This window comes from Endozoicomonas sp. SESOKO1 (assembly GCF_024606265.1).
In the GTDB taxonomy this organism is placed as follows: domain Bacteria; phylum Pseudomonadota; class Gammaproteobacteria; order Pseudomonadales; family Endozoicomonadaceae; genus Endozoicomonas.
In genome coordinates this window covers 12,190-27,640 of sequence record NZ_JAHHPP010000286.1, presented here as the reverse complement: position 1 = coordinate 27,640, position 15,451 = coordinate 12,190, and the positions used below count along the sequence as shown (strand labels likewise).

Below are 15,451 nucleotides of genomic sequence, written 5' to 3'. Positions count from 1 at the left end.
CACCGGATGATGTGGTTAAGGAGTACCAGGCAATCAACGCAAGACGGGAGCTGGCGCATTTTAAGGGACAATGTTGCCTCCTGGGGCTACCCTTGGCTGGCAAGTGGGTCACACCGGGTGAGGTCATTAAGGATTTCCCGGAGAGTCCGGAAGGCAAACTGGGAATGGCGTACTTTAAGCAACAATGCTTCCTCCTGGGGCTGCCGTTGCATGGCAAGAAGATCACAGCAGACAGCGTGGTTAAGGATTATCAGGCAGTCAATGCAATACTGGAGCTGGCGCGCTTCAAGGAACAATGTTGCCTGATGGGACTACCGTTACATGGGCGGCAGGTCTCGCCGGATGAAGTGGTTGCGGATTTCCCGGACAGCCCCGAAGGCAAGCTTGGGATAGCGCGCTTTAAGGAACATTGCTGCCTGAAGGGGGTGCCGTTGCATGGCCGACAGGTCATACCGGAGGTTGTGGTTAAGGATTTTCAGGCCATCGGGGCAAAACTGGAGCTGGCACGCTTCAAGCAGGTCTGTTGCCTTTGGGGGGTAGCGGTGAATGGCCAGGAGGTCATGCCGGGTGACGTGGTCAGGGACTTTCCGAACAGTCCGGAAGGCCGTCTGGGAATAGCCCGCTTCAAAGCGGAATGTTGCCTGAGGGGGCTGCTGTTGAACGACCAGCAGGTCACACCGGAGTCGGTGATCAAGGATTTTGAACACGGTGGCTGGTTGCTCGAAAGGGCTATTTTTTATTCTCAGCTGGCGTTGAATGCAAGAGTGTTGGATAGCGCCTATCTGGATAACCAGAAAGTATTGGAAGCGTTTAATAAGGCACCCGGGGATCATTCTTCAAGGGAAGTTGAATTCCTGATGCAAAGGTTGAAACAACCCCGGCGGTACGATGAGGACAGTGAAGCGCAGGATGTCATGCAAAAGGCCTGGCAAATCATAAACAACGTATCAATCAGGGGCGATCAGCAACACCGGCAGCAATGTATATTGAAATTCATGGCCATGCACCATGAACTGTCAATTAATCATCAAGGCGTTTCGGCAGAACAGGTATTGCAATCCATCAAAACACTGAGGCCTTCATTTCAAAGTTCACGCTTACGTTTTTTCTTCATGGCGCATTGCCATATCACCAGACTGCGTATTGATGGACGAGAAATCACTGAGAAGCAGGTAATGGCCGACCTTCAGCATTTTCCTGCCGGAAGCAACCTTCGCCATGCTTTAGGTTGCTGGTTTGAACAATTCAGCTCTGAAGCCAATATCATGCATGGGGTGCTGTTTGACTGGAAAAATACCATTGCCCTGAGGCAAGACAGGGACAGTTATGAATACGCCAACTCTGCCAGTCAACATGCGGCTTCCCTTGCCATTAGTCGAGCGTACCCCGTATCACCCGGACAATGTACCGACAACGCCTGCCTGTCCATTGATGGAGACAGGCAATCAGCCAATGGTGTAAATGCACTAACGTTAAAAACACTGGAGATTATTCAGGAAATCAATGGTTGTTATAGCCGTCCACCTATTCTGATTACCGGTTCGTATGCACGTTTTTTACAGAACCTCTGCTCACACTTTAATGATATTGACATCATCTGTACGACAGAAAAGTCTGCCAGAACACTCTTGCAAAAGCTGCGTGCGCTGAATGAGCAGAGGGAATCAGAAATCCCCCAAAGCATCATCATCTGGCCAATCCCGGGGTGTCAGGCGATTAAACTGCCATACGCTTACAGTATTCAACTCAAAAACGGTGATTTAGGCAGGAATGCAATAGGGTTTCATATCAATGTAGACCCCAGGGTAAACCATGAAAATGAGGTGGGATTGGCCCTGCACGTCCCCGGCGTTGAGAGGCCGGTAAGGTGTTTGTCGTTTGCTGAAGAAACCGGGTTACTGAACGATACGCTGGGATACCTTGTTGATAACCTTGAACCCCTGACCGAGAAATTGCAAAAAGGGGCGAAGATTGATTTGCCTCGAACCATTCTTTTTAACAACCCCCAAAACACTGGGGAGCGTATTTATGGCTTGCTTATGCGCTCGCTGCTTACCCTGAATAAAGCCAGGCAGTTTATCGCCCTGTACTCTGAAGCTAAGGCCGGAAAAACCGGAAAACCGGACTGTTGGACTGACCAGCTTAAAGAGGAACAACAACGCCTTCATACACTGACTGAGAAGCTTCAGATGAAATTGACTGGCCATGTTTGCCGTAATGATTTTGAGCGCAGAGTGAACGGCTGGCTATCGACAGCTCGGGGTGTGAATGATTACCAGGTCAAGAAGAAAACATTTATCAGGACACTGCTTGCGATAATCCACCCTGAATAAGGATAAGCCCCGAAATAAGTTCCCTGTTTTGTTCACCACAGAGGCGCAGAGTACACAGAGAAAAAGCCTTTCTTCTTCCTCTGTGTACTCTGTGCCTCTGTGGTAAAAAATCTTGCTGTGATGATAGACGGGTGAACCTAATAATTTTTTTGAGGTCAAACGGCGGTATTTATAGTCCGATGTGCAGGGTTTTATTCTGAAAACGACCGCATCAACCTATTCCAGTCCAGAAGCTTCTGGCTGGAGAGAGCAAGCCAGATCAAGCGGTTCCAGACATTCCAGAAGTACATTTAACGGCAAAAGAGTCTCAAACCATCAGTTTCACAGAGGTACAGTATCTACTGTGGATAATGGCAAACTTTTTGAAGATGCTTTTTGGAAAAATAAACAATTACAAAGCCGTAAAATTACCTCGGCTGATGTGCTTGCTGCCTATGGAAAGGATATAACGTCTTTGCGAGGTGGTTTCTTCCTGCAAAAACTTTGCTTGCAGAATATTCTTCATGACAACAGAAAAGTCACCCCGGAACAGGTCATTAGGGAATTCAACCGGGTGCCGGATCGACGTAACAAGTACCAATTAGCGACGGGTCGCTTCAAAGCGGAATGTTGCCTGAGAGGGTTGGCGTTGAATGGCCAGCGGGTTACGCCAGATAAAGTGGTTAAAGATTATCAGGCAGCCAACGCATTACTGGAAATAGCGCGCTTTAAGGAACAATGTTGCCTGAGGGGGCTGCGGTTGCATGGCCAGCAGGTCACGCCAGATGAGGTATATAAGGATTATCAGGCACTCGGGGCAACACTGGAGCTTGCGCGCTTCAGGGAATGGTGTCATTTGAGACTCCTGCCGCTGCATGGTCGGCTGGTGACACCAGATGCGGTGGTTAAGGGGTTTCCGGATAGTCCGGAAGGCAAGCTGGGGATGGCACGCTACAAAGCCGAATGTTGCCTGAAGAACCTGGCGTTGAATGGCCGGGAAGTCACACCGGATGCGGTGGTTATGGATTATCGGGCAGTAAATGCAACGCAGGAGCTGGCGCGCTTCAAGGCAGAATGTTGCCTGGGGGGGCTGTTGTTGGATGGCCAGCCGGTAACACCAGATACGGTGGTCAGGGATTTTCCGGATAGCGCGGACGGCAGGCTGGGGATGGCCCGCTTCAAAGCGGAATGTTGCCTCAGGGGCCTGCCATTGCATGGCCAGCTGCTCTCACCGGATGCTGTGGCCAGGGATTTCCCGGATAGTTCAGAAGGTAAACTGGGGTTAGCGCACTTTACAGAGCAATGCTTCCTGAGGGGGCTGCGGTTGAATGGCCAGCAGGTCACATCCGATGGGGTGGTTAGGGGTTTCCCGGACAGTCCGGAAGGTAAACTGGGAGTAGCGCGCTTTAAGGAACAGTGTTGCGAGATGGGCTATTTATTGAACGGCCAGCAGGTTACACCGGATGCGGTGGTTAAGGATTTCAAGGCAGCCAGGGCCACACTGGATTTAGCGCGCTTTAAGGAGCAATGTTGTCTGAGACGCCTGCCGTTGAATGGTCGGCAGGTCACACCGGATGCGGTGATTAAGGATTTTCCGAATAATCCTGAGGGCAGGCTCGGGGTTGCTCGCTTCAAGGCAGAATGTTGCCTGAGGGGACTGCTGTTGAATGATCAGCAGGTCACACCGGCTGGGGTGGTTAGGGAATATCAGGCGGTCAGGGCAACACTGGAGCTGGCGCGCTTCAAAGCAGAATGTTGCCTGGGGGGGCTGTTGTTGAATGGCCAGCCAGTCATGCCAGGTAAGGTGGTCAGGGATTTCCCGGATAGTCCAGACGGTAAACTGGGGGTAGCACGCTTCAAGGCGGCCTGTTGCCTGAGGGGCCTGCTGCTGAATGGCCAGAAGGTCACGCCGGATGCGGTGGTCAGTCATTATCAGGCCGCTAAAGCAATACTGGAACTCGCACGCTTCAAAGCGGAATGTTGCCTGAAAGGGCTGCTGCTGAATGGCCAGCTGGTCACACCGGAAGAGGTGGTTAAGGATTTTCCGGATAGTCCAAAAGGCAAACTGGGGTGCGCACGCTTCAAGGAGCAGTTTTGCCTGAGGGGGCTTCTGCTTAATGGGCAGGAGGTCACACCGGATGCGGTGGTCAGGGATTTTCCGGACACTCCAGATGGAAAGCTTGGGATAGTGCGCTTCAAAGCGGAGTGTTGCCTGAGGGGGGTGGCGTTGAATGGCCAGCAGGTCTTGCCGGAAGCCGTGGTTGAGGATTATGAACGCGGTGGCTGGTTGCTCGAAAGGGCTATTTTTTATTCTCAGCTGGCATTGAATGCAAAAGAATTGAATAACGCCTATCTGGATAACCAGAGAGTATTGGCAGCGTTTAATGAAGTGCCCGGGGATCACTCTTCAAGGCAAGCCAGGTATCTGATTCAAAGCCTGAAACAATCCCGGGAGGACGATGAAACCAACGAATCCCGGGATATTATTCAAAAGGCCTGGCAAATTTTAGGCAACGTATCGGTCACAGACGATGAGCGACATCGACTGCAATGCCTATTGATGTTTATGGCGATGCAGTATGAGTTGTCAATTGATCATCAAACAGTTTCAGCTGGACAGGTATTACAAGCCATCAAGACACTGAGGCGCTCATTTCAGAATTCCCGCATACATTTCTTCTTCCTGGCGCACTGCCATATCAATAGACAGCCTGTTGATGGACGAGAAATCCGTAAGAATCAGGTATTGGAATGCCTTCAGAGTTTTCCTGAAGGAATGAAATTGCGCCACGCGTTAAGCTGCTGGTTTGAACAATGCAGCTCAGAAGCCAGAACCGGGGTTAATGTACGGGTTGATGTACTGGTTAATGCACTGATTAAACGACAAAGTACTTTTGTCACGGGGCAGGACAGTGATGGAAACAGGTCAGCCAATCATGAAAAAAATGCCGGTCATGGGCATGGATATCAGCTCCCCGACGTGATCCCCGAAATAGAGAGCTCTGGCCGAAGCGCAAAGTCTGCAGGAATATCTGTTGACAGTCCTGCCAGTGCGACCCGGACCCTGCAGCAATGGTCAAAAGCTGGCAACCCGGGCTTCCCGGAGCCTCAGGCGCCACGGTTAAATTCACTAACGCTGAAAACACTGGAGATTATTCAGGAAGTCAATGCTTCTTACAGCAGTCCCCCCATTCTGATTACCGGCTCATATGCGCGATTTTTACAGAACCTCTGCTTTTTCTTTAATGATATTGACATTATCTGCACGACAGAAGCGTCTGCCAGAACACTTTTTCAAAAGCTGCAAACCCTTAACACCGACAGGGATTCAGAAATCCCCCAAAGCGTCGTCATCTGGCCAATCTCGGGATGTCAGGAAATTAAACTACCATATGTCTACAATATCCAGGTTAAAGACGGTGATCTGGGTACCAGGGCAATGGGTGTTCAGGCTAGTGTTGACGCCAGGGTAACCGATGAAGCAGCACGGCTGGCTGTTCACGTTCCCGGCGTTGAGAGGCCGGTAAGGTGTTTATCGTTTGCTGAAGAAACCAGATTACTGAACGATACGCTGGAATACCTCGTTGATAACCTTGAACCGCTGACTGAGAAATTGCAAAAAGGGGCGGTATTTGATTTGCCTCGAACCATTCTTTTTAACAACCCCCAAAACGCCGGGGAACGTATTTATGGCTTGCTCATGCGCTTGCTGCTTACCCTGAATAAAGCCAGGCAGTTTATCGCTCTGTACTCTGAGGGAAAAACCGGAAAAGCAGACTGTTGGGCTGAACAGGTTAAAGAGGAACAACGCCTTTATGCACTGACTGAGAATCTGCAAATGAAATTGGCGGGTCATGTTTGCCGTGATGATTTTGAGCACCGAGTGAACGACTGGTTATCGACAACTCGGCATGTGAGTGATTACGAGATAAAAAGGAAGAAATTTATCAAAGCACTGCTTGCGATGATGCATCCTGAATAAGATCGGGTAAACTTGTCACAGGGTCTTTGCAGGCTCTCAGTCTACTTATTTGCCGGTCACCATTTAATCAGGATAGAGACTGAATATTACGCTTACGGTATCAATGATCTACTATTTGGATTCAGGATTTCAGAAAAGAATCAGTACGCCGCAGGCTGTCATTGATACTTTGTTCGTTTTTGCGAATAGGAATAAGGTTTTCAGCGTTGACTCAGGGTAAAGAGTGACCTTTTTACACATCCATTCTTTATAGAATAAAAGCAGGACTCTCCAGTATTTTTGTGCAGGGGTAGCAAAATGACAGATCATGATAAATTGCAGAAATGGTTGATGGCTCGTAGGGATGAGCTGAATACACGTCTGGGTAAAATAAAAAAGGATGCCTCCCGAAAGAACAGTGCAGACTGGTCTGAACAAGCCCAGGAAAGGGAAAACGATGAAGTTATTGATGCACTTGGTAACGAGGCGGTGATTGAACTGGGTAAAATTAACCGTGCCCTTGATCGCATGAATGAGGGAGATTATGGCGTTTGCTTATCCTGCGGAAAGGATATTCCGGTTCAGCGCCTGGAAGTCATGCCTTATGCTGACCTTTGTGTTCAATGTGCAGAGGCCAGGGGGTTGTAAGTGGAGAATCATGAAGCACACAAGACAACCGTCAGGCTTTATGAGCGTGTTTCATGATTTCTCTGATGGAACCTTCTGGCCGAACAGTAATGTCAGGCGGGCCTGGCTGAAGTCTGGTTAAAGTACTCCGACTCCTCTGTAGAGCTGCCTGACTCAATGATCATCGTTTGATAGCTTTCGCAGAAGCTCTGAATGGTTCCGGGGTTTCTGCTATGGAAGCGTTTTTGCCATAACCGGCCCATGGCCGTGATGTCTTCTTTATCAATTGCTTCTATCTGAATACCGGAGCGGTGATAGATAAGCCATGCAATGGCTGTGGCGTAAACCAGGTTGGTGGCAAGTTCATGGTGTGGGTGGGAAAGAAACTCCCGCTGGCTGGCCAGTCCCCGAACCTTGCTGGACAGCTCGGCATGTGGGGCCAGAAAAAAGTCCCAGATATTTCGGTGCATGCGTGGGGAAATCTGATAAATCCCGAGAGCCTGATGATTGGCCAGTTTCAGATGAAAACCAAGTCCGGACTCTATGGCTGCTGTTCCAAGCAGCAGGTTCTCTCCAGTGGGACTCCACATGTCCAGATGCTTGAGTGCGGGGCGGACAACGTAGTGCCTCAGCTCCTTGGCGCATATTCCCATTTGAAAAGTCCTTTTTCCGGGGAGCCCCAGCCTGGGGCTTCCTGTGCCTGAGGTAGGGGCGCTCAGATCCGGGAGTCATTTAACCTGGATCCAAGAGGAATATCGTATCATCCCTGAAATTCTGAACTGATGATAGTCTTATTCGCCGGCAAAATTGCAAAGGGTATAGGTTGGAATGCCTGCTGCATTGAGCCTGTCAGCACCTTTGAGGTCTGGCAGGTTGATGATAGCGGCGGCTTCCAGTGTGCTGGCGCCTGCTTTTCGGATCAGCTGATCAGCAGCCAGCAGTGTGCCACCGGTAGCGATAAGGTCATCCATCAACAGAATTTTTTCACCAGCTTTAATGGTGTCTTCATGCATTTCCAGAACACCTTTTCCATATTCAAGGTCATACTCGACACTGAGGGTTTTGCCCGGTAGTTTGCCTTGCTTGCGAAACAGTATCAGTGGCTTGTTCAGGAAATAGGCCAGTGTCGAACCCAGCAGGAACCCGCGGGCATCCAGTGCACCAATACGATCAAAGGTCTGCTTCTCATAACGCTTCACCATGACATCAATGGTTTTGCGCCATGCTTCCGGGTTTTCAAACAGTGTGGTGATATCCCGAAACAGGATACCTTCGTGGGGCCAGTCCGGTATGGTTCTGATTTGAGTTTGCAGGTATTCCTGAAAGGATGGGCTTTCGTTTGTATGCATGGGAAAGGGCATGCCGCTATCAGTCAATAGAATAAAAATAAGAAACCACCCCAAATGGTAGCTTCTTTAGGGAATAAAGTCAGTTGCCGGTGGCAATCTGGTTGGGTTCCAGTGTTTTTCCGCCAGCCAGGGCGCAGAGTTCAACAGCGTTGCGAATTTCGATTTCCTTGCCCACCGCTGAGATCAGGCCATTTTTCTGGAACCGGGTAAATACACGACTAACGGTTTCTACCGCCAGGCCCAGGTAGTTCCCCATCTCGTTTCTCGACATGGACAGTCGGAACGATTGGGAAGAAAAGCCACGACGACGAAAACGGCTGGCCAGGTTGATCAGGAAGGTGGCAATGCGTTCATCGGCGTTTTTCTTGGAGAGCAGCATCATCATTTGCTGGTCCTCACGGATACGCTTGCTCATCAGGCGCATCAGATGTCGGCGTAGCTCCGGAAATTGATCTGAAAGGGTTTCCAGTTGTTCAAAAGGAATCTCGCAAATCATGGTGGTTTCCATCGCCTGGGCAGAAACCGGGTAGGTATCCGTATCCATCCCGCTCAGGCCAAGAATTTCGCTGGGCAGGTAAAATCCGGTGATTTGTTCCTCACCTTCATTGGTTGCCGTGTAGGTTTTGATAGCCCCGGAGCGAACAGCAAAGACACTGGTGAAAGGGTCGCCTTCCAGAAACAGGTGTTCGCCTTTTTTCAAAGGACGCCCACGCTTGATAATGTGATCCAGCTGATCGATATCCTTAATGCTCAGTGCCAGTGGCAGGCACAATGAGCTGAGGCTGCAGTCTTTGCAGGCCACATGGCTCGGCTGTCGGACGTTGGGCTTTGACGTCATTGAGAGGCCTCAAAGTCGTATTTGCGAAATTCGACACTGTTTATGGAAAAACCAAGTTTATGAAAAATGTTACCGGAGTGTAAATCAGGTATATACGCAAACGGGCATACCTGAACTAGGGGTTTGGTGTTGCTCCGGCAAGGCGTCATAAACTGCGGATGTCCCGATGAACTTTCATCTGCTGTGTCGTCTACCCAGCTCAGGGCTGATCCGTATCGGTCATTGCTCCTGGTGGTTGTTTGTCTTTATCCCCGGAAAATCAACCTGACGTTGTTTTACGTCACAGGATTGGATTTTCATTTGTGGTATTTGACTGACGTGGCAGATTTTGCACTTATGTTTCAAGTAAATCAATGTGATAGTGGTGATAAATACTAATCAATTTCGGTTTTTTCTGATAAATAGGTGTGCAGAAGAGGGTTTTCTGCACTGTGGGGGATGGTTTTCAGGTATTTGTTTGCCGTGGCAGGAGTCTCCGGAGCATTTTTATCGCTCCGGAGTGAACCGCTATTCAGATCACCTTTGAGTAGAGCGACTTTTCTTTCATCCCGGGTTGATAAAGATAGTGGTCGAACTGCATACAGATGTTACGGATCAGTAGCGTTCCTTTGGGCAACACCTCCAGCAAACCATCGCTGTTGAGACTGACAAGGCCATCTTCCCTCATAGGCTTAAGCCTTGCCAGCTCATCACGGAAGTAATCTCTGAATTGAATGCCAAACTGCGTTTCAATATCGCTGAAGTTCAGTTTGAAGTGGCAGATCAGCCGGGTAATCACTGCCTGGCGGACTTTGTCATCATCCGTCATCTTCAGGCCGCGTACCATTGGTAACTGCTGTTCATTGATCATTGAGTAATACTGGGCTTCATCGGTGCTGTTCTGAAGATAAGTATCGCCTACCTGGCTGATGGCAGAGACGCCCATGCCGATCAGGTCGCAGTGGCTATGGGTAGTGTAACCCTGAAAATTCCGGTGCAGGGTACCTTCTTCCCGGGCAATGGCCAGATCATCGTCTGGCAGGGCAAAGTGATCCATGCCGATATAGATGTACCCCTGATCCAGCAGCTTCTCCGTAGCCTGATGCAGGATTTCCAGCTTCATCTCCGGCGCTGGCAGATCCTGCTCATTGATCCTGCGCTGCGGTTTAAAGCGGTGTGGCAGGTGGGCGTAGTTAAACAGGGATAGCCTGTCCGGGGCCATATCAACCACACGATCAATGGTTTCCATAAAACTGCCGGTTGTCTGCAAAGGCAGGCCGTAAATCAGGTCCATATGAACTGATCGGAATGCCATGACTCGGGAAGCGTCGAGAACAGATTGAATCATACTTTCAGGCTGCACCCGGTTAACGGCTTCCTGAACCCTGGGGTTGAGGTCCTGAACACCGATGCTGACCCGGTTGAAACCGAGATCCCTCAGGGTGCCCATCATGGGCCAGTCAACTTCCCTGGGATCCAGTTCAATGGAATAGTCTGCACCATCGTTTTGGATAAGCTGGAAGTGCTGGCTGACATGGCCCATCAGGTCAGTTATCTGATCTCTGCCCAGGAAGGTCGGTGTGCCGCCACCAAAGTGAAGTTGTTCAACCCGCTGTTCGTGGCTGTAGAGTGCTGACTGCATTTCTATTTCACGGAACAGGTATTCCAGGTAAATATTGGCGCGCTCACGGTGCCTGGTCACAATTTTATTGCAGGCGCAGTAATAACAGACATGTGAGCAGAACGGGATATGAAAGTAGAGTGACAGAGGCTTGATGGTGCTGGCACTGGACCGGGCGTTTTGATGATATTTCCGGATATCAAAGCTGCCATCAAACTGCACCGCCGTGGGATAGGAGGTATAACGCGGGCCTGAATGGTTGTAACGGTGAATCAGGTCTTTATCCCAAACTGGTGCACTATTCATCATTGCTCTCGAACGGTAATCTTCATGTCTTGTCAGTCAATGTTTTCGCCTTCAGATCTCTCTTTCGGTGTCGGAAAGTTTAAGGCAAAACAGTCTGTATTACGTCATGATGCTTTTTGATAGTTTAAAAAGATTTTCAGGGTTGTTCCTTGATTGGTGTCAATAAGTAAGAACCGAACCTGCTGTGCCTTAGGGCCTGCTCGCAGGTGGCGTGAAATTTTAAAAGGCAGGGATTCTATCTGCCTTTTGGTTATTAATCGAGCAATCAGTGTGTCGGGTGGTGATTTTATTCTGAACAGGCAGGGGCTTTATAAAATATGATGCAGCGCGGACATCAGCCACTTCTGGTGGGCGCCTGGCATGGACCACAGTCCGAACAGAATGATCAGCAAACCAGCCAGATTACGGGTGATGCTGGCTTGAATGATGCCGCTGAGCTGTCTTGAGAAGGCACCGAGCAGGAACACTGAGGGTATGGTGCCAATACCGAATGAGGCCATTAACAGCGCACCCTGTACAGGGTTTCCCTGGGTGGCGCTCCATGCCAGTGTGCTATAGACCAGGCCGCAGGGTAGCCACCCCCAGAGCATGCCAACGGTGAGGGCATTGGCAACGTTATTTATTGGCAGCAGAGCTTTGGCTTTGGGTTGGATATGTTGCCAGAGTTTGTGCCCGATCTTCTCCAGATAAGTCAAGCCGCGCCACCAACCGGTCAGATAAAGCCCCATGGCGATAAGCATAATAGCCGCAAAATATCGGAGTCCCATCTTTACTTCCGGGCTGATACCTCCCAGGTACCAGCCAATACTGGCCAGCAGGAAAGCAGCGATGCTGTAGCTGGTAATCCGTCCAAGATGATAGGTCAGCATCAGCCAGAAGATCTGTGCACGGGACCTGCCTGCCAGGGAGAGACTGAGGGCGGAAGTAATGCCGCCACACATTCCAATGCAGTGGGCGCTGCCCAGGATTCCCAGGGTTAATGCAGAAAGTAAAGTGGGTACTTCATTCATGGTCATACACTACTGCCTTGTATTTCCCTTGTTGTTGGACTGCTTTTCAGGGGTAGCCTTTGGTGCCTGTGTGCGTTGAGGCTCATCAAAAAGAATGCTGTGTGCCGGTCCTTCAAGGTCGTCAAACTGACCATTATCTACGGCCCAGAAGAACACTTTGATCGCGACACCGATCAGGATCAGGGCCAGAGGGATCAGGATAATCAGGCTTTCCATGGTCAGGCAGCGCCTCCGGGTTCAAGGTGTGCGTAGGCTTCTTCTGATCGGGCCGGTTCATTAACCGGTTTTCCCGGGCGGTTCAGTCGCAGGGCGTTGGCAACTACAATCAGTGAGCTGAGCGCCATACCGGTAGCGGCCATCCATGGGGCAATCATGCCTGCAGCGGCCAGGGGTAGGGCGGCCAGGTTGTAGCCAAGGGACCATGCCAGGTTTTGACGGATGATTTTCCGGGTTCTTACGGTCAGGTTAAAGGCATCGGCCAGTCGCTCAAGGTTGCCACAGATCAATACCGCATCTGCACTGGTGCGTGCCAGGTCAGAGGCATTACCCATGGCCATGGAGATATCGGCACCGGCCAGAACAGGAACATCATTGATGCCATCACCGACCATCAAGACTTTGTGGCCCTGACTCTGCAGCGTCTGGATATAGTGCAGCTTGTCATCCGGGCTGCTTTCAGACTTCCATTGCCGTATACCCAGAGACTCAGCCGTTGCCGCAACCACCGGCTCGGCATCACCACTGAGCAAGGTCACAGTCTTGCCCATCCGGTGCAGCCGTTGGATGGTATGGGCTGCCTCAGGACGCAGGCTGTCGGTAATCCTGAACCAGCAAAGCGGTTGCCAGAGTTCCTGGTCAGTACTTTCTGACATCAGCAGCCACTGTCCATCCTGTTCTGGTGTTGCCACGTTGTCGCAGTGGCAGGCAAAGTCTGGTCGTCCGATACGATAAAAGCGGTTGCCAATGGTGCCTTCTATTCCCTGGCCCGGGTGGTTTTTAACCTCGTGAGCCTGCTCGTGCAGTGACTCAACCGTGTAGAAAAAGGCTTTGGCAATAGGGTGTTCCGAGTGAGCTTCCAGGGCCGCCGCCCGTTGCAGCAACGTTTTTTCAGAGTCGTTGCCGTTATCAACAGGAACCACCTGGCTTAATGACAGTTCACCTTTGGTCAGGGTGCCGGTTTTATCAAAGATCACATGGTCGATGGTTTTCAGGCCTTCAAGAACATGGCCACGGGTCACCAGCAGACCAAGGCGGTGCAGATATCCGGTAGCTGCAGTCAGGGCAGCGGGGGTGGCCAGGGACAGGGCGCAGGGGCAGGTCACCACCAGAACCGACAGGGTAATCCAGAACGCGTCTTCCGGAGCAATGCCGGACCAGCCCCAGTAAACGATAATGGCAACCAGCAAAACACAGGCAACAAACCAGCCGACCACCTTATCGGCAATTTTGGCGATGGCGGGTTTATCCTGCTGTGCCCGCTGCAGCAGCTGGATAATGCCTGCTACCCGGGTCTCTTCGCCCACTTTGCATACCTTCAGCTCAATCGGGTGATCCACGTTGATACTGCTGCACAGCAGTGTGTCACCGAGCTGCTTTTCGATGGGCAGGTACTCTCCGGTCAACATGGCTTCATTCACGCTGGTGGAGCCACTGATCAGAATGCCATCTGCGGGAATGGCATCACCGGGAAGAATTCTAACTTTGTCGTCTGGTTGCAAGTCGGCCACCGGGACGCGCTGATACTGACCGTTGACTTCTTTCAGGCAGCTGGGCGGCAGTAAATTGGTCAGCGCCCGTGCAGCCCTAGCGGTTGCATGGCGGGCACGAAGCTCAAGGTAGCGACCGGTCAGCAGGAAGAAGGTAAACATGGAAACGGAGTCATAATAGACTTCGCCAGAGCCTTCAGAGATGGAGTAAATAGAGCCTTCAGCGATGGAATAAATAGAGCCATCAGCGAGGAAATAAACGGAGAAGGTTGCCCAAAGGCTGGCCAGGTAAGCGCCACCAATGGCAATGGATACCGGAACATCCATGCCGAGGTGCCGTATTTTGATATCCCGCCAGGCCGCCTTGAAGAAAGGTGCGGCAGAATACAAAACCACAGGCGTAGCAATCACGGCACTGAAGATCCGGATCAGGTCCCGGTAAATGTCCGGCATATCCTCACTGATCGCACCGGAATAGAGGGCGATGGCATACATCATCACCTGCATGGCACCGATGCCAGCAACGGCAAGCCGTCGTATAAAGATTCGGTTTTCATTTTTCAGCAGGGCTTCCTGCTGGTCGGCACGCCATGGGAACGCTTTGTAACCGATTTTGTGAATTTCCAGCAGAATGGTGCTTAAGGGGATCTCACTGTTATCCCAGGTGATCTGTGCCTCATGGGTGCTGAGATTGACACTGACCTGGGCAACACCCGCCAGTGCTTCCAGATGGTTTTCCAATAACCAGATACAGGCAGCGCAGGTAATGCCGTCAATCAACAGGCTGGCAGTTAAGCGGTTGTCCTGGCTGTTCCGTTCCTGGCTATAAGTAGCTGGTCCTGCGGGTCTGACAAAATCCTTCTGCACCTCTGCACGGTCATAGATCTGCAGCTCTTCCTGCAGTCGCTGAGTCAGATCCGTGACCTGGTTGGCGCTTTCGGTCCGGTGCCGGTAATAATTCTCCAGACCGCCGGCAACAATGGCCTCGGTCACTGCCTTGCAGCCCGGGCAGCACATGGGCTGAGGTGTTCCTTCAACGTCTGCAAAAAATACCACCGGCTCGCTGACCGGCAGTGTGCAATGAAAGCAACGGGTATCGGTCATCAGGCATCCGGGTTTTTCAGGGTAATTGGTCTTCCCGGTGAGACGACGGCCTCCAGGGTGATCTTCCAGCCGGTCTCATAGCCTACTTCCGGAATCAGCTCATCCAGTGTTTCCAGCTGCAGGTAGTAACGACCGTCAATCAGCGCTTCCAGCTGACCGACATAGACCGGGTTTTGCCCTGGTTGTGCAATGCCAGAGGCTATAGACGATATGCCGAAGGAGCGGGTCAGCGTAATGGCCTTATCTTTGTCTTTAAACACCGGAGACAGAAAACTGAGTTTAAGTTGCTCAGGCCACGCATCCGGGCTTCCCTGCATCTTCACCCTGACTTCACCGATCAGTTCATCAATGGTCAGTATGCCTGCAACGGCCAGGCTTCGGGCATTGTCAATCCGGGTCATGTCCTGGTTGATGGTTTTGCCGTTCTTGTAATAGTCATCAATAACAACACTGTCCTGATGGGTGAAGGCGGTGTAGACCTGAAAGCCTCCCCAGGCAAAGGTGACCATCAGAATACCGACGATGTACCAGGCCCAGGGTTCCCGGTACCAGGGGGTGAAAGGTTCCCTGTTGGTTGAAGGCTGGCTGGCTGGCTGGTTGTCTCTGCCGGTTATTGACTGCGTCATGGTACAGGTTTT

General features: G+C 51.1%; 11 protein-coding genes. 3 read left to right on the top strand and 8 right to left on the bottom strand.

All coding sequences use genetic code 11. From position 1 onward, the window contains the following. The 3 genes from KDK13_RS12715 to KDK13_RS12705 form a co-directional block, all read left to right on the top strand. The coding region (locus tag KDK13_RS12715) for a hypothetical protein (protein ID WP_257285345.1) at positions 1 to 2,333 on the top strand (2,333 nt) is incomplete at its 5' end. A 343-nt stretch (positions 2,334 to 2,676) separates the two neighbouring features. Further along, positions 2,677 to 6,294, top strand: coding sequence for a hypothetical protein (locus KDK13_RS12710; RefSeq protein WP_257285344.1), 3,618 nt, complete (start codon positions 2,677 to 2,679; stop codon positions 6,292 to 6,294). 297 nt (positions 6,295 to 6,591) lie between these two features. After that, positions 6,592 to 6,921, top strand: coding sequence for a TraR/DksA family transcriptional regulator (locus KDK13_RS12705; RefSeq protein WP_257285343.1), 330 nt, complete (start codon positions 6,592 to 6,594; stop codon positions 6,919 to 6,921). A gap of 92 nt (positions 6,922 to 7,013) precedes the next feature. Here KDK13_RS12705 and KDK13_RS12700 read toward each other — a convergent pair whose 3' ends face one another. From KDK13_RS12700 to KDK13_RS12665, 8 genes are all read right to left on the bottom strand, one after another. After that, on the bottom strand, positions 7,014 to 7,553 hold the full coding sequence (locus tag KDK13_RS12700; protein WP_257285342.1) for a hypothetical protein: 540 nt from the start codon (positions 7,551 to 7,553) through the stop codon (positions 7,014 to 7,016). Positions 7,554 to 7,691: 138 nt separating this feature from the next. Next, entirely contained in the window at positions 7,692 to 8,249 is a 558-nt protein-coding gene (locus KDK13_RS12695) for an adenine phosphoribosyltransferase (protein WP_257285341.1), read from the bottom strand. A gap of 79 nt (positions 8,250 to 8,328) precedes the next feature. Continuing rightward, positions 8,329 to 9,087: a fumarate/nitrate reduction transcriptional regulator Fnr gene (gene fnr, locus KDK13_RS12690; RefSeq protein ID WP_257285340.1), complete on the bottom strand. Its 759-nt coding sequence runs from the start codon at positions 9,085 to 9,087 to the stop codon at positions 8,329 to 8,331. A 511-nt stretch (positions 9,088 to 9,598) separates the two neighbouring features. Further along, on the bottom strand, positions 9,599 to 10,993 hold the full coding sequence (hemN, locus tag KDK13_RS12685; RefSeq protein WP_306671108.1) for an oxygen-independent coproporphyrinogen III oxidase: 1,395 nt from the start codon (positions 10,991 to 10,993) through the stop codon (positions 9,599 to 9,601). A 308-nt stretch (positions 10,994 to 11,301) separates the two neighbouring features. Then, positions 11,302 to 12,009, bottom strand: coding sequence for a sulfite exporter TauE/SafE family protein (locus tag KDK13_RS12680; RefSeq protein WP_257285338.1), 708 nt, complete (start codon positions 12,007 to 12,009; stop codon positions 11,302 to 11,304). 3 nt (positions 12,010 to 12,012) lie between these two features. After that, entirely contained in the window at positions 12,013 to 12,219 is a 207-nt protein-coding gene (ccoS, locus tag KDK13_RS12675) for a cbb3-type cytochrome oxidase assembly protein CcoS (RefSeq protein ID WP_257285337.1), read from the bottom strand. Between the two features lie 2 nt (positions 12,220 to 12,221). Continuing rightward, positions 12,222 to 14,813: a heavy metal translocating P-type ATPase gene (locus KDK13_RS12670; RefSeq protein WP_257285336.1), complete on the bottom strand. Its 2,592-nt coding sequence runs from the start codon at positions 14,811 to 14,813 to the stop codon at positions 12,222 to 12,224. Then, entirely contained in the window at positions 14,813 to 15,439 is a 627-nt protein-coding gene (locus KDK13_RS12665) for a FixH family protein (protein ID WP_257285335.1), read from the bottom strand. Before KDK13_RS12665 ends, KDK13_RS12670 begins: the two co-directional genes overlap by 1 nt. Positions 15,440 to 15,451 lie beyond the last annotated feature (12 nt).